Source organism: Halorhodospira neutriphila, assembly GCF_016584055.1.
GTDB lineage: Bacteria > Pseudomonadota > Gammaproteobacteria > Nitrococcales > Halorhodospiraceae > Halorhodospira > Halorhodospira neutriphila.
Map to the genome: position 1 here is coordinate 1 of NZ_NRSH01000054.1, position 14252 is coordinate 14252.

A 14252-nucleotide genomic window follows, 5' to 3' on the forward strand; every position below is an offset into this window, starting at 1 on the left:
ACGAGGCGCTCGGGTCGGTCAGGGCGGCGAAGCGGAACTCGACCCCCGCGCTCAGGGCCTGCTCCATGTCGTGGCGGTGCAGCCGCACCGCCTGCATCCCCCGCCGGCAGGCGTCGGCGGCCTCGCCCTCCTGGGCGGCGACCTGCGCGAGCGCCTCGTGGGCCCGCTCCAGCCCCGCCCGGAGCACCGCCACCAGCCGCGACTCCACCCGGGCGCGCAGCCGCTCGACGCGATCCGGCACGGCCCGCGCCCGGCCGCTCTCGGCCCGCGCCAGGTAGACGACCTTGTCGCCGGCGATCTCGTTGGTCATATGGCCCCCCGTCGATCCTCCGGGAGACGATACACAGAAACCGCGCCCGGGGAGAACACCTCGCCCGCGCTGCCTTGTCATCCCCGGTGGGCTTCGGTAAGGTCTTGCGCCACTGTCCGCCCCATGCGACCGTCTAGGAGACACTAGCCTCCCATGCTCGCCGCGGTCCTCTCCGGTTTCTGCCTGGCAGCGCTCGTCCCCTGGCTCCAGCCGCGGCTCGGGGCGCGTGCGGGCTGGCTCTTCGCCCTGCTCCCGGCGGGGCTGACCGCCTACTTCGCCACCTTCCTGCCGGCGGTCGCCGCGGGGGAGACCTTCCGGGTCAGCTACCCGTGGGTCCCCGGGCTCGATCTCGAGCTCGCCTTCTACCTCGACGGGCTCGCGCTGCTCTTCGCCCTGCTGATCTCGGGCATCGGCGCCCTCGTCACGCTCTACGCCAGCGACTACCTCGCCGGCGATGCGCGCCAGCCGCGCTTCTACGTGCTGATCCTCGCCTTCATGGCGTCGATGCTCGGCCTCGTCCTCTCGGACAACCTGATCGCCCTGTTCATCTTCTGGGAGCTGACGAGCATCACCTCCTACCTGCTGATCGGCTACGACCACGAGGCGGCCTTCGCCCGCCGGGCGGCCCTGCAGGGGCTGGTGGTGACCGTCGGCGGCGGCCTGGCGCTGCTCGCCGGCTTCCTCCTGCTCGGCACCGTCGGCGGGAGCTACACCCTCACCGAGCTGCTCCAGCACGGCGAGGCGATCCGCGCCCACGACTACTACCTGCCGCTGCTGCTGCTCGTGCTCGCCGGGGCCTTCACCAAGTCCGCGCAGGTCCCCTTCCACTTCTGGCTGCCCAACGCCATGGCGGCGCCGACGCCGGTCTCCGCCTACCTGCACTCGGCGACCATGGTCAAGGCCGGCGTCTACCTCCTCGCCCGGCTGCACCCGGCGCTCGGCGGCACCGAGGCGTGGATCCTCCTCTGCTCGCTCTTCGGCGGGGTGACGATGCTCACCGGCGCCTACCTGGCCGTGCGCAGCACCGGCATCAAGTGGGTGCTCGCCTACTCCACGGTCATGGCCCTGGGGACGCTGACGATGCTCGCCGGCATCGGCACCGAGAAGGCAATGATCGCCTTCGGCGCCTTCCTCCTCGGCCACTCCCTCTACAAGGGGGCGCTGTTCCTGGTCGCCGGCGCCCTCGACCACGAGGCCGGGACCAAGGACATCCTCGAGATGGGGGGGCTGCGCCGGGCGATGCCGATCACCGCCGTCCTCGCGGCGGTCTCGGCGCTGTCGCTGGCGGGCCTGCCGCCGCTGTTCGGCTTCATCGGCAAGGAGCTGATGCTCGGCGCCGTGCTCAACGCCCCCTTCCTCGCGCCGCTGCTGACCGCCATGGCCGTGGCCACCGGCGCGCTGGTGGTCGCCGCCGCCGGCGCCGTCGCCGTCCGCCCCTTCTTCGGGCCGCCAGCGCGGACCCCCAAGACCCCCCACGAGGCGCCCTGGGGGATGCTCGCCGGCCCGGCGCTGCTCAGCGCCCTGAGCCTGCTCTTCGGCCTGGCGCCGGGGCTGCCGGGCGAGGGCCTGATCTCGGCGACCGCCGCCTCGCTGGCCGGCGAGCCCGTCCACGCCCACCTGGCGCTGTGGCACGGGCTCAACCTGCCGCTGGCGCTGTCGGCCCTCGCCGTCGCCGCCGGCGTGCTCCTCTACAGCCAGTGGGGGCGCGTCCGCGGCGCCATGAACCGCCTCGAGGCGCTCGACGCCCGCGGCCCCGAGGCCGGCTACGAGCGCCTGATGGCGGCCACCACGCGCCTCGCCGAGCGGCTGACCCGCATCCTCCAGAACGGCTACCTGCGCTCCTACATCACGACGACGGTCCTGACCCTGGTGGGGCTGGTCGGCTACACCCTGCTCACCCGCTACGAGGGCGGCTTCGCCGGCGGGCTCGACGTGCGCTTCTACGAGTGGGTCATCGCCGGGCTGCTGGTGGCGGCGGCGCTGTTCGCCTGCTCGACGCGCTCGCGGCTCGGCGCCGTGGCCTCCGTCGGCGTCGTCGGCTTCGCCGTGGCCCTGTTCTTCATCCTCTTCAGCGCCCCGGACCTGAGCATCACCCAGATCCTCGTCGAGACGCTGACCGTCATCCTGCTGGTGCTCGTGCTGTTCAAGCTCCCCGACTTCATGAGCTTCTCGACGCCGCGCCAGCGCCTGCGCGACGGCGCCGTCGCCGGGCTGCTCGGCGTGCTGGTGACGGCGCTGCTGCTGATCGCCGTCCACTACCAGTTCGCCGAGCCGATCTCCGCCTACCACCTGGCGAAGAGCGTCCCCCTGGCCCACGGCCACAACGTGGTCAACGTCATCATCGTCGACTACCGGGCGCTGGACACCCTCGGCGAGATCTTCGTCGTCGCCCTGGCGGCCATCGGGGTCTACGCCATGATCAAGTACCCGGGCGGCCCCGGCCACCGCACCGATGAGGACGAGAGCGCCGTATGATGCAGCCGGGCTCGCTGATCCTGTCGACCATGACGCGGCTGCTGCTGCCGCTGCAGCTGCTGTTCTCCGTGTTCATGCTGCTGCGCGGCCACGACCTGCCCGGCGGCGGCTTCATCGCCGGCCTGGTCGCCTCGGCCGGCTTCATCCTCTACCTCTTCGCCTTCGGCGTCGCGGCGACCCAGGCGCTGCTGCGCATCGACCCGCGGGAGATCGCCGGCGCCGGCCTGACCCTGGCGGTGCTCTCGGCGCTGCCGGCGCTCCTCTACGGCGATCCGGTCTTCACCGCGCAGTGGTGGCACCCGTCGCTGCCGCTGATCGGCGAGATCAAGCTCAGCTCGCCGCTGCTCTTCGACATCGGCGTCTACCTGACCGTCATCGGCTCGATGCTGACCATCGTCATCAGCCTCGCGGAGGCGGAGGAGTAAGCGGATGGAACCGTTAATGGCCGTGCTGGTGGGGATCACCTTCGCCACCGCCGTCTACATGATGCTGCGCCGCTCCATCGTCAAGCTGATCATCGGCCTGACGCTGCTCTCCAACGCCGCGAACCTGCTCTTCTTCACGGCCTCGGGGCTGACGCGCGGGGCGCCGCCGATCATCCCCGAGGGGGCCGAGCAGCCGGCCGGGGCGGTCGCCGACCCGCTGCCCCAGGCGCTGATCCTCACGGCCATCGTGATCTCCTTCGGCGTGCTCGCCTTCGCCCTGGTGCTCATCCGCAAGGCGTACCAGGTGGTACAGGCCGACGATCTGGACCAGATGAAGGATACGGACACGTGAACCTCGCGGTCGCCCTCCCCATCCTGCTCCCGCTCCTGCTCGGGGCGCTGTCGCTGCTCGCCCACCGCCGCCTGCGGCTGCAGCGCTGGCTCGGCGTCCTCGGCACGGGCGCGCTGCTGGCCGCCGCGCTGTGGCTGCTGCGCTGCGTCGCCCGCGAGGGCGTCGTGGTGCTGCACATGGGCGACTGGCAGGCGCCCTTCGGCATCACCCTCGCCGCCGACCTCCTCGGGGCGAGCATGGCGGTGCTCACCGGCCTGCTGGGGCTGGCCACGGCGGTCTACTCGCTGGCCACCACCCCGCGCGGCCACGAGCAGTACGGCCACTGGCCGCTGCTCCACCTGCTGCTCGCCGGCGTCACGGGCGCCTTCCTCACCGGCGACATCTTCAACCTCTACGTCTGGTTCGAGGTGATGCTCGTCGCCTCCTTCGCCCTGCTCACCCTCGGCGGCGAGCGGGCGCAGATGGAGGGGGCGATCAAGTACGTCGCCCTCAACCTCCTCTCGTCGATGATCTTCCTCTCGGCGCTGGGGATCACCTACGGGCTGTTCGGCACGCTGAACATGGCCGACCTCGCCGCCAAGGTCGCCGCGGCGGACCAGCCCGGGCTGCTCAGCGTGCTGGCGGCGATGTACATGGTCGCCTTCGGCATCAAGGCCGGCGCCTTCCCGCTGTTCTTCTGGCTGCCGGCGAGCTACCACACGCCACCGGTGGCGGTCTCGGCGCTGTTCGCCGGGCTGCTGAGCAAGGTCGGCGTCTACTCGCTCTACCGGGTCTTCACCCTGATCTTCACCCACGACGTCGGCTACACCCACGAGATCCTCCTCTGGGCGGCGGGGCTGACCATGCTCACCGGCGTGCTCGGCGCCCTGGCGCAGACCGAGATCCGGCGGATCGTCTCCTTCCAGATCATCAGCTCCATCGGCTACATGCTCATGGGGCTGGCGCTGTTCACGCCCCTGGCCCTCGCCGGCGGCATGCTCTACATCGGCCAGGACATCGTGGTGAAGATCACCCTCTTCCTCGTCGCCGGCATCGCCTTCCGGCTGCTCGGCAGCTACCGGCTCGAGGCCCTCGGCGGGCTCTACCGCTACCGCCCGCTGCTCGGCGTCCTCTTCCTGATCCCGGCGCTGTCGCTCGCCGGCCTGCCGCCGCTGTCGGGCTTCATCGCCAAGCTCGCGGTCGTCCGGGGGGCGATCGAGGAGGCCTCCTGGGGGATCACCTTCGTCGCCCTGCTCACCGGCCTGCTGACCCTCTACTCCATCATCCGCATCTGGCAGCAGGCCTTCTGGCGCGAGCTCCCGGCGCACGCCACCGACACCGGCGTCCTCCGCGGCGAGCGGCGCGACCCCGGCCTGTGGCTGATGTACCTGCCAGTCGCCGTCCTCGCCGGGCTGATCCTGCTCGTCGGGGTCTACGCGCAGCCGTTCTTCGGCCTCGCCGAGGCGGCCGCCGGGCAGCTCCTCGACCCGCAGGCCTACATCGACGCTGTCCTAGGGGAGGCCCGGCCGTGATCCCGTTCGCCTGGAACATCGTCCTCGCAACGGTCTGGGTGGTGCTCACCGCGAACCTGACCCTGCTCAACGCCCTGTTCGGGTTCCTCCTCGGCTACGCCGCCCTGGCCCTCGTCCAGTCCCAGCTCCCCGGGCTGCACGGCTACGCCCAGCGGGTGCCGCGCTTTATCGGCTTCGTCCTCTTCTACATCTGGGAGATGGCCAAGGCCAACGCCCGGATCGCCTACGACGTCGTCACGCCCCGCTGCGACATCCACCCGGGCGTGGTGGGCGTGCCCCTCGAGGCCTGCAGCGACGGCGAGATCACCGTCCTCGCCAACCTCATCAGCCTCACGCCGGGCACCCTCTCCCTGGACGTCTCCAGCGACCGGCGGGTGCTCTACATCCACGCCATGTACATCGAGGACGAGGCGGCGTTCCACGAGGAGATCAAGGAGCTCGAGCGCCGCGTTCTGAAGGTGATGCGCCCATGATCGAGATCGCTATCGTCCTCGTCCTCGCGATGCTCTGCATCGGCCTCGTGCTGGCCTTCTTCCGCCTCGCCCGGGGCCCGCGGCTGCCCAACCGGGTCGTCGCCCTGGAGCTGATCTCCTCGCTCGTCGTCGGCTTCATCGCCGTCTACGCCATCCACACGGACGTCGAGGAGTTCCTCGACGTCGCCATCGTCATGGCGCTGCTCGCCTTCATGGCCTCCGTCGGCTTCGCCCGCTACATCGAGAAGGGAGGGCACCGCGATGACTGACCCCCTCCAGGAGCTGATCACCGCCACGCTGCTGCTGCTCGGCGGCGGCCTGATGCTCATCGCCGCCATCGGCATCGTGCGCCTGCCCGACCTGCTCACCCGCATGCACGCCACCACCAAGGCCGGCACCCTCGGCGCGGCCCTGACCATCGCCGCGGTGGCCGTCCACTTCGCCGACGCCGCGGTCACCGCCCGGGCCGTGGCGATCATCCTCTTCATCGTGCTCACCGCCCCCGTGGCGGCCCACGTCATCGGCCGGGCGAGCTACTTCGCCTGCGTCTCGCTGTGGCAGGGGACGGTCAAGGACGAGCTGCGCGAGCACTACGACCCGGAGAGCCACGTCCTCTACAGCGGGCTCGAGGAGCGCGACGAGGAGTAGGGCTCACAGGGGGTTGTGGAGGAGCGCCGCGGCGATGGAGAGGTAGATCGGGATCCCGCCGACGTCGGCGATGGAGGTCACCAGGGGGGCGCTGGCCGTCGCCGGGTCGAGGTTGAGCCGCTCCAGGCCGAAGGGCAGGAGCATGCCGAGCATGCTGCCCATGAAGACCACCGCCAGCATGGCCAGCGCCACGACCCAGGCGATCTCCGCGCCGCTGCGGTAGAAGCCGAGCAGCCAGACGGCGGCGCCGACGGTGAGCCCGAGGGCGACGGCGACGCCGGCCTCCTTGCTCCACAGGCGCAGCCAGTCGCGGGCCCGGACGTCGCCGGTGGCCAGGGCGCGGACCATCAGGGTCGCCGACTGGGTGCCGGCGTTGCCGCCGGTGCCGATGACCAGCGGCAGGAAGGTGACGAGGACCACCGCCGAGTCGATGGTCTGCTCGAAGGAGGCGATGATGCTGCCGCCGACGGTGTTCAGGGCGACCAGCAGGACCAGCCAGCCGACCCGGCGCTGGTAGAGCAGCCGCGGGCTCGCCTCGCGCATGCTGAAGTTCAGGACGCCGACGGCGCCGACCTTCTGGAAGTCCTCCGTGGCCTCGGCCTCGGCGACGTCCATGACGTCGTCGGGGGTCACCGTGCCGAGCAGGATCCCCTCGGTATCCACCACCGGCAGGGCCGTCAGGTCGTAGCGCTGGACCGTCTCCACCGCCCGCTCGCGGTCCTCGAAGGCGGAGATGCTGATGAAGTGGTAGTCCATCAGCGCCTCCACCACCGTCTGCGGGTCGGCGACGATGAACCGGCGGATGGTCAGGGCGTCGAGGAGCCGGCCCTCGTGGTCGGTGACGTAGATGACGTTGACCGTCTCGGCCTTCTCGCGCTGGCTGCGGATGTGCTCCAGGCTGCGGGCGACGGTCCAGTCGGCGGCGACGGCGATGTAGTCCGGCGTCATCAGGCGCCCGACGCTCTCGGCCGGGTAGCCGAGCAGCTCCCGGGCCTCGCGCTGCGCCCCCGGGGGGAGGAGCTCGAGCAGGCGCTGGGTCGCCTCCGCCGGCAGCTCCTGGAACAGGGCGGTCCGGTCGTCGGGGGACAGCGCGGCGACGAGCTCCCGGGTCTCGTGGTCGGTCATGTCCTGGAGCAGGGCGTCCTGGTTGTCCGCCGAGAGGTAGGCGAAGACCTCCGAGGCCCGGGGGCGGGGCAGCAGCTTGAACAGGAGGATCCGGCGCGACTTCTCGAGGCGCAGGGTCAGCTCGGCGATATCCTGGACCGGCAGCTCCTCGATGCGGGCGCGGACCGCGCGCCAGCGCCGCCCATCGAGCAGCGGCCGGAGCTCGTCGAGCAGCTCCTCATACTCCATAGCCCTCTCCTCTACCGGTACTCACGGCCCGCGCTCACCGCCGCCGCTCGGCGCCTGCGCCCCGCCCGCCCAGCCGGGGCAGCATCTGGGCCCAGGAGCGCCGCTGCGGGGCGAGATCCGCGCGGCGGGCCACCCCCACCAGGCGCTCGGTGGTATCGACCACCGGCAGCTCGTCGAGGCGCGCCCGGTCCATGCAGCGCAGGGCCCGGTGCCGGTCGTCGAGCTCGCTGAGCGCCGCCCGCGGCGTGACCAGCCGCCCCACGGGCGTCCTACCCTGCCCGAGCAGCTGCCCGGGCGCCACCACGCCGCAGTAACGCCCGTCGCCGTGGACGACGTAGGCCACGCTGGGATCGGCACCGCTCTGCCCCTCCAGGGCCCGCAGGGCGGCCTCGGCCGGCACGCCGTCGTTGACGGGGGTGTAGTCGTCGCGCTGGGTGGCGCCGACGCAGCCGGGGGGCAGGCTCAGCAGGTGGCGCAGGGCGCGCCGGCGCTCACCGGGCAGGCGGCGCTCGAGGTCGCGGAAGGTGGCGCGATCGAGGTGGCGCACCGCCCGGGCCAGCTCGTGGAGCGGGGCCCGGCGGGCCTGGCGCGCGGCCTCGAGGACCGGCAGCTCGGCGAGCTGGCGCGCCTGGGCGGCGGGATCCGCGGCGGTGAAGGCCTCGGGGTGCTCGGCGCTGGTGCGGACGGTATCGGCCATCTCGACTCCTCCCTCGGGCTCGGGGCCCATGAGCTGCCGGTGCCGCGGCGTCTGCTGCGGCGCCAACCAATAGGCAAGAGGGAGGGAGCGCTCGCGGGGCGCTTCCCGATCCTGCCTAGCCACGCTCCGGGCGCTCCCCGGGGGCCAGGCAGGACCGGCACCAGGATCAGGGCCGGGCCGAGCCGCCCGCCGGGGCGCTTCCGGGCCGCGACGGCGCTCCGCAGGCGGCCGCCGTCGCGGCGTTGCTACTCGGCACTGGGCTATCCATTCGGCTTGGGTAAGCGGTCTCTCGGCGAGGCTGACGGCGCTCGGTCATTGCCTCAGTCATTCTTAAAAGTACCCGCCGATCAACGGCGTGTCAATTTTTGCGTTGCAGCACCGCGGCTAGAAGCGCAGGGCGCTGACGCTCAGCCCGAGGTAGAGCTCGTCGTCGGCGCTGGCGCCGAAGTCCCGGCCGTAGGCGAGATCGAGCTGCACCAGGTCGTCGAGCATGCTCCGCCGCACCCCGAGGACGCCGCGGTCGTCGGTCCCGCTGCGGGTGTCGCCGGTGGCCTCGAGCACCACGTCCCAGTGCTCGGTCAGGCGCCAGTCCAGGCCGAGCCCCCAGAGGCCGTCGGTCTCGCCGCGCGGCTCGTTGTAGAGGCCGCCCAGGTTGGCGTGGAGCGTGGTGCGCTGGCCCCACTCCACGGTGGCGGGGACGAGCAGGTAGTGGTCGCGGGCCTCGTGGTCGCTGATACGGTAGTCGGCCCCCGCCGCCAGGCCGAGGCCGTAGCCGTCCCGGCGCGGCTCGCGCCAGAGCCACAGCGCCTCGAGGGTCGCGAAGGCGTTGGCGTCCCGGCCCTCCTCGCCCTGGGTGCCGAGACCGGCAGTAAGCTGCCAGTCGCCGGTGCCGCGCGCCGTCAGGGCGCCGTAGCTGCCCACCGTGTCGGGGGCGCCGGCGGCGCTGACCTCCTGGTGCCAAAACTCAACCTCGCCGCCGCGCCGGTCGGCGAGCGCCGCCCCGGTGACCGTGTAGGCCGTGCCCGGCAGCGGGCTCCCGGCCGGGGCCGCCGTGGCTGCCGCCGCTGCGGCGAGCCCCGCCGCCGCCTTGATGCACGCCCGAATCCCCTGCATGTCGCCTCCTCTCGTGATCCGCTCTCGCCCGCCGCCGCGGCGGCGGGCGCCAACCCACGCATGATGCACGCTGCAGCCCGTACGGGCCACAGCAAGGCGGGGGCGGGATCTGGCATAATGCGCGCCTTCCCTGCTTCGCTGACCGTATGGACGCAGTTATGGCACGCCGCATCCTCGTTACCAGCGCTCTCCCCTACGCCAACGGCCCGATCCACCTCGGCCACCTGGTGGAGTACATCCAGACCGACATCTGGGCCCGCTTCCAGCGGCTGCGCGGCAACGAATGCTACTACGTCTGCGCCGACGACGCCCACGGCACCCCGATCATGCTCAAGGCCCGCGAGCAGGGGGTGGAGCCGGAGCAGCTCATCGAGCGGATGGCCGAGCACCACCGGCAGGACTTCGCGGACTTCCTCATCGGCTTCGACTGCTACCACTCCACCCACTCGGCGGAGAACCAGCACTACGCCGAGCTGATCTACCGGCGGCTCGAGGACGGCGGCTACATCGAGCGCCACACCATCGAGCAGCTCTACGACCCCAGCGAGGGGATCTTCCTGCCGGACCGCTACATCAAGGGGACCTGCCCGCGCTGCGGGGCCGCCGAGCAGTACGGCGACTCCTGCGAGGCGTGCAGCGCCACCTACACGCCGGCGGAGCTCGTCGGCCCGGTCTCGGTGATCTCCGGCGAGCGCCCGGTGACCCGGCAGAGCGAGCACTACTTCTTCCGGCTGCGCGACTTCGAGGCGATGCTCCGCGACTGGGCCCACGGCGGCCACCTGCAGCCGGAGGTGGCCAACAAGCTCGACGAGTGGTTCGAGGCCGGGCTGCGCGACTGGGACATCTCGCGGGATGCGCCCTACTTCGGCTTCCGCATCCCCGGTACCGAGGCGAAGTACTTCTACGTCTGGCTCGACGCGCCCATCGGCTACATGGCGAGCTTCCGCCGGCTCGCCGACGAGCGCGGGCTCGAGTTCGACGCCTTCTGGGGGGCCGAGGCCGCCGGGCAGAGCGAGCTCTACCACTTCATCGGCAAGGACATCGCCTACTTCCACACCCTCTTCTGGCCGGCCATGCTCCACGGCGCCGGCTTCCGGACGCCGGACGCCGTCTTCTGCCACGGCTTCATGACGGTCAACGGCCAGAAGATGTCGAAGTCGCGCGGGACCTTCATCACCGCGCGGACCTACCTCGAGCACCTCGACGCCGAGTCGCTGCGCTACTACATCGCCGCCAAGCTCGGCCCCGGCGTCGAGGACATCGACCTCTCCTTCGACGACTTCGTCCAGCGCGTCAACGCCGACGTGGTCGGCAAGCTGGTCAACATCGCCAGCCGCTGCGCCGGGTTCATCACCAAGCGCTTCGAGGGGCGCCTCGCCCCGCGGCTCTCGGCGCCCGAGCTCTTCCGCGAGTTCACCGCGCAGTCCGAGCGCATCGCCGAGCTCTACGAGGGCCGCGACTACGCCCGCGCCGTGCGCGAGCTCATGGACCTCGCCGACCGGGCGAACCAGTACATCGACGCCGAGAAGCCGTGGGAGCTGGCCAAGGACCCGGAGCGCGCCGCCGCGGTCCAGGAGATCTGCACCGTCGGGCTCAACCTCTTCCGCGTGCTGATCGTCTACATCAAGCCGATCATGCCGCAGCTCGCCGCCGACGCCGAGGCCTTCCTCAACATCCCGGACCAGGAGTGGGGCGACGCCCAGGCGCCGCTGCTCGACCACCCCATCCACCGCTTCAAGCCGCTGAAGACGCGCATCGACCCCCAGCAGGTCGAGGCCGTCGTGGAGGCCTCCAAGGAGACCCTCGGCGGCGACACCCAGGGAGAGCACCCCATGCCCGAGCAGACCGGCGGCCGCCTGGCCGAGGACCCCATCGACCCGCAGATCGCCATCGACGACTTCGCCAAGCTCGACCTGCGCGTCGCCGAGATCCGCCACGCCGAGACGGTCGAGGGCGCCGACAAGCTCCTGCGCCTCGAGCTCGATCTCGGCGGCGAGACGCGCCAGGTCTTCGCCGGCATCCGCCAGGCCTACGCCCCCGAGGCGCTGATCGGCCGGCGGGTGGCCTGCCTGGCCAACCTCAAGCCGCGCAAGATGCGCTTCGGCGTCTCGGAGGGGATGGTCCTCGCCACGGGCTCCGGCGGCGAGGCGCTCTGGCTGCTCAGCCCCGACGACGGGGCCGAGCCCGGGATGCGGATCCGCTAGGGGCGGCCCAGGGCGCCGCACGCGGGCCGCCTCCCCCTTGCCGCGGGGCCCGCGGGAGCCCACCCCGGCAGCGGTGAGCGCCCCGGACGCCGCCGCGCCCGGGGCGCTCACCGCACAGCCGCAAGGCCGGCGCCGGGGCCGGCTACTCGCCGCGCGGGACCTCCTGCAGCTCGACTACCACCTCCCGGCGCTCGCCCTCCCGGCTGACGGTGAGGGTCACGGTCTCGCCGGCGCCGTGGGCGAAGATCCGCTGCTGGAGCTGCTGCGGCTCCTCGACCGGCTCGCCGTCGACGGCGAGGATCACGTCGCCGTCGGCGGGCATCGCCCGGCCCTGGACATTGACCTCGAAGCTCGCCCCCTCGAGGCCGGCCTCCTCCGCCGGGCTGCCCGGCTCCACATCGACGATCATGACGCCGCGCTCGGGGAGGTTGAGCCGGCGGCGGATGACCTCCGGGTAGCCCTCGAGGCCGGTGACCATGACGCCGAGCCGGGCCCGCGAGGTGATGTCGGTCAGCCCGCCCGCCTTGAGCTCATCGAGGCTCTCCTGGAGGAGGTTGCTCGGCACGGCGAAGCCCACGCCGATGGAGCCGCGGGTCCCGCCGAGCCCGCCGCCGCCGGGCAGGATCGCCGTATTGATGCCGATGACCTCGCCGGCGGAGTTGAGCAGGGGGCCGCCGGAGTTGCCGGGGTTGATGGCCGCGTCGGTCTGGATCATGGGGATCTCGAGCTGGCCGACGCCGGGGACCTCGCGGCCGAGGGCGGAGACGATCCCCGCGGTGACCGTGGAGCTCAGGCCGAAGGGGTTGCCGATGGCGATGGCCTTCTGGCCGACGAGGGTCTCGTCGGAGTCGGCCAGCTCCAGGGGCTCGATCCCCCGCGGCAGGGCGCCCTCGTCCCGGGGCTCAAGCAGGGCCAGGTCGTAGAGGGCGTTGGCGCCGACGACCCGCGCCGGGACCGCCTCGTGGCCGGGGAAGCTCAGCTCCACCGTCGCCCCCTCGCGCAGCTCGGCGGAGCCGTCCTGCAGCGCCGAGCGGACCACGTGGTAGTTGGTGACGATGTGGCCCTCGCCGTCGATGACGAAGCCGCTGCCCGCCCCCTGCTGCTTCGGCCGCTCCATGCCGTGGGGGGACTCGAAGAACTCGCGGAAGCGCGGCGGGATCATGTCCTTGGGGATGCCCTCGAAGGGGTCGACCCGCTTGCCGCGCACCGTGACCTCGATGGCGACCACCGAGGGGCCGTAGCGCTGGAAGATCTCGACGGTGTTGCGCTCGGCCGCCTGGAGCTCCTCGAGCTCCTTGGCGCCGGCCGCCCCGGTGAGGCCGGCGGCCCCCACGGCCAGCGCCAGGGCACCGGCGGCGAGCCGACGGACCGTGCCGTGAATCCAAGCCATAATCTCTCCCTATCTGTACGTTGACCAGCACTGAGGTGGACAGGGAATCTATGGCACAAGTTTCAGGCCCGCGCCGCGTACGGGCAACCGCCACCGCGGCCGGCGCGCTAAGGCGAATGGCCCCAGGCCCACGCTCAGAGATTACCGACGGGAGCGGCGATGGACCTCCTCTTGCTGGCCGTAGCGGCCGTGCTGGTCAACAACTTCGTCCTCACCCAATTCCTTGGCCTCTGCCCCTTCATGGGCGTCTCGCGCAAGGTCGAGACGGCCGTGGGCATGGCCCTGGCCACGGCCTTCGTCCTGACCCTGGCCTCGATCCTCACCCACCTCGCCTTCGCGTACCTGCTCATCCCCCTCGAGGCCGAGTACCTGCGCACCCCGGTGTTCATCCTGATCATCGCCGTCGCCGTGCAGCTGACCGAGATGACGGTGCGCTTCACCAGTCCCCTGCTCCAGCAGGTCCTTGGGCTCTACCTGCCGCTGATCACCACCAACTGCGCGGTGCTCGGCGTCGCCCTGCTCAACCTGCGCGAGGGGCACGACCTGCTCGCCTCGGCGGTCTACGGCGCCTCCGCCGCCGCCGGCTTCGGCCTCGTGCTGGTGATCTTCGCCGCCCTGCGCGAGCGGCTCGATAGCGCCGACATCCCCCAGCCGTTCCGCGGCGCCCCGATCGCGCTGATGAGCGCCGGGATCCTGGCCATGGGCTTCATGGGCTTCGCCGGCCTCGCCCACGCCGGCGGTCCCGCCGCGACCTCGCAATCCGCCATGGTACCCTTGACGTCATGCTGAACGCGGTTATCACCATCACCGCCCTCGCCGGGCTGTGCGGCGTCGGGCTCGGCGTGGCCGGGCGCCGACTGGCCGGCCAGCAGGACCCGATCGCCGAGCGCATCGACGCCCTGCTCCCGCAGACCCAGTGCGGCCAGTGCGGCTACCCCGGCTGCCGGCCCTACGCCGAGGCCGTCGCCCGGGGCGAGGCCCCCATCAACCTCTGCACCCCCGGCGGCAACGCCACGATGCACGCCATCGCCGAGCTGCTCCAGGTCGACCCGGAGCCGGTGGCCGAGGACGACGCCGGCCCCGCTGTCGCCGTCATCGACGAGGACCGCTGCATCGGCTGCGCCCGCTGCCTGCCGGCCTGCCCGGTGGACGCCATCGTCGGCGCCCAGCGCCACGTCCATACGGTCATCGCCGAGGAGTGCACCGGCTGCCGGCTCTGCCTCGACGCCTGCCCGATGGACTGCATCGAGATGCAGCCGGTGGAGCCGCCGCCCCAGGAGCGCGTCCGGCCCCTGCCGACC

General features: G+C 71.9%; 15 protein-coding genes. 10 read left to right on the forward strand and 5 right to left on the reverse strand.

Translation table 11 applies throughout. The features are described 5' to 3' along the window. Positions 1-310 (reverse strand): hypothetical protein (locus tag CKO13_RS06210; RefSeq protein ID WP_200257954.1); only part of this gene is annotated, 310 nt, incomplete at its 3' end. A 153-nt stretch (positions 311-463) separates the two neighbouring features. Here CKO13_RS06210 and CKO13_RS06215 point away from each other — a divergent pair. Genes CKO13_RS06215 through mnhG form a run of 7 tightly spaced genes read left to right on the forward strand, consistent with a single transcriptional unit; the run spans position 464 to position 6194 of the window. Then, positions 464-2785, forward strand: a complete 2322-nt coding sequence (locus CKO13_RS06215) for a putative monovalent cation/H+ antiporter subunit A (protein ID WP_200257956.1) — start codon at positions 464-466, stop codon at positions 2783-2785. Then, complete coding sequence (locus CKO13_RS06220; RefSeq protein ID WP_200257989.1) at positions 2785-3210, forward strand: Na+/H+ antiporter subunit B; 426 nt, start codon at positions 2785-2787, stop codon at positions 3208-3210. Before CKO13_RS06215 ends, CKO13_RS06220 begins: the two co-directional genes overlap by 1 nt. A gap of 4 nt (positions 3211-3214) precedes the next feature. Continuing rightward, positions 3215-3562, forward strand: a complete 348-nt coding sequence (locus CKO13_RS06225) for a Na+/H+ antiporter subunit C (protein WP_200257958.1) — start codon at positions 3215-3217, stop codon at positions 3560-3562. Further along, on the forward strand, positions 3559-5073 hold the full coding sequence (locus CKO13_RS06230) for a Na+/H+ antiporter subunit D (RefSeq protein ID WP_200257965.1): 1515 nt from the start codon (positions 3559-3561) through the stop codon (positions 5071-5073). The genes CKO13_RS06225 and CKO13_RS06230 overlap by 4 nt, the downstream gene beginning before the upstream one ends. Further along, a complete protein-coding gene (locus CKO13_RS06235; protein WP_200257967.1) occupies positions 5070-5546 on the forward strand; it encodes a Na+/H+ antiporter subunit E in 477 nt (158 codons plus the stop codon). Before CKO13_RS06230 ends, CKO13_RS06235 begins: the two co-directional genes overlap by 4 nt. Beyond that, the gene (locus CKO13_RS06240; RefSeq protein WP_200257969.1) at positions 5543-5815 is read left to right on the forward strand and encodes an MrpF/PhaF family protein; all 273 of its coding nucleotides are present in this window, start codon (positions 5543-5545) and stop codon (positions 5813-5815) included. Before CKO13_RS06235 ends, CKO13_RS06240 begins: the two co-directional genes overlap by 4 nt. Further along, positions 5808-6194, forward strand: a complete 387-nt coding sequence (gene mnhG, locus CKO13_RS06245) for a monovalent cation/H(+) antiporter subunit G (RefSeq protein ID WP_200257971.1) — start codon at positions 5808-5810, stop codon at positions 6192-6194. Before CKO13_RS06240 ends, mnhG begins: the two co-directional genes overlap by 8 nt. A 3-nt stretch (positions 6195-6197) precedes the next feature. Here the strand turns inward: mnhG and mgtE are convergent, their stop codons facing one another. The 3 genes from mgtE to CKO13_RS06260 form a co-directional block, all read right to left on the reverse strand. Beyond that, entirely contained in the window at positions 6198-7547 is a 1350-nt protein-coding gene (gene mgtE, locus CKO13_RS06250; RefSeq protein WP_200257977.1) for a magnesium transporter, read from the reverse strand. 34 nt (positions 7548-7581) lie between these two features. Then, entirely contained in the window at positions 7582-8244 is a 663-nt protein-coding gene (locus tag CKO13_RS06255) for a CBS domain-containing protein (protein ID WP_200257978.1), read from the reverse strand. Positions 8245-8628: 384 nt separating this feature from the next. After that, on the reverse strand, positions 8629-9357 hold the full coding sequence (locus CKO13_RS06260; protein WP_200257979.1) for a hypothetical protein: 729 nt from the start codon (positions 9355-9357) through the stop codon (positions 8629-8631). 158 nt (positions 9358-9515) lie between these two features. Here CKO13_RS06260 and metG point away from each other — a divergent pair, with 158 nt between their 5' ends. After that, complete coding sequence (gene metG, locus CKO13_RS06265; RefSeq protein ID WP_200257981.1) at positions 9516-11561, forward strand: methionine--tRNA ligase; 2046 nt, start codon at positions 9516-9518, stop codon at positions 11559-11561. A gap of 142 nt (positions 11562-11703) precedes the next feature. Here the strand turns inward: metG and CKO13_RS06270 are convergent, their stop codons facing one another. After that, positions 11704-12951, reverse strand: coding sequence for a S1C family serine protease (locus CKO13_RS06270; protein ID WP_200257983.1), 1248 nt, complete (start codon positions 12949-12951; stop codon positions 11704-11706). Between the two features lie 159 nt (positions 12952-13110). On the opposite strand from CKO13_RS06270, the gene rsxA reads away from it, so the two are divergent. Together rsxA and rsxB are read left to right on the forward strand one after the other, a co-directional pair. Further along, positions 13111-13740 (forward strand): electron transport complex subunit RsxA, encoded by a 630-nt coding sequence (rsxA, locus tag CKO13_RS06275; RefSeq protein ID WP_200257985.1) that lies wholly within the window; start codon positions 13111-13113, stop codon positions 13738-13740. Next, positions 13734-14252: electron transport complex subunit RsxB (rsxB, locus tag CKO13_RS06280; RefSeq protein ID WP_200257987.1), on the forward strand; the 519-nt coding region annotated here is incomplete at its 3' end. The genes rsxA and rsxB, both read left to right, overlap by 7 nt.

Bases quoted from the DNA above. Each gene is read 5' to 3' on its own strand.
- CKO13_RS06220 (WP_200257989.1), top strand. From the start codon at position 2,785: ATGCAGCCGGGCTCGCTGATCCTGTCGACCATGACGCGGCTGCTGCTG.
- CKO13_RS06225 (WP_200257958.1), top strand. From the start codon at position 3,215: ATGGAACCGTTAATGGCCGTGCTGGTGGGGATCACCTTCGCCACCGCC.
- CKO13_RS06260 (WP_200257979.1), bottom strand. From the start codon at position 9,357: ATGCAGGGGATTCGGGCGTGCATCAAGGCGGCGGCGGGGCTCGCCGCA.
- CKO13_RS06240 (WP_200257969.1), top strand. From the start codon at position 5,543: ATGATCGAGATCGCTATCGTCCTCGTCCTCGCGATGCTCTGCATCGGC.
- metG (WP_200257981.1), top strand. From the start codon at position 9,516: ATGGCACGCCGCATCCTCGTTACCAGCGCTCTCCCCTACGCCAACGGC.
- CKO13_RS06215 (WP_200257956.1), top strand. From the start codon at position 464: ATGCTCGCCGCGGTCCTCTCCGGTTTCTGCCTGGCAGCGCTCGTCCCC.
- mnhG (WP_200257971.1), top strand. From the start codon at position 5,808: ATGACTGACCCCCTCCAGGAGCTGATCACCGCCACGCTGCTGCTGCTC.
- CKO13_RS06255 (WP_200257978.1), bottom strand. From the start codon at position 8,244: ATGGCCGATACCGTCCGCACCAGCGCCGAGCACCCCGAGGCCTTCACC.
- rsxA (WP_200257985.1), top strand. From the start codon at position 13,111: ATGGACCTCCTCTTGCTGGCCGTAGCGGCCGTGCTGGTCAACAACTTC.
- CKO13_RS06270 (WP_200257983.1), bottom strand. From the start codon at position 12,951: ATGGCTTGGATTCACGGCACGGTCCGTCGGCTCGCCGCCGGTGCCCTG.
- mgtE (WP_200257977.1), bottom strand. From the start codon at position 7,547: ATGGAGTATGAGGAGCTGCTCGACGAGCTCCGGCCGCTGCTCGATGGG.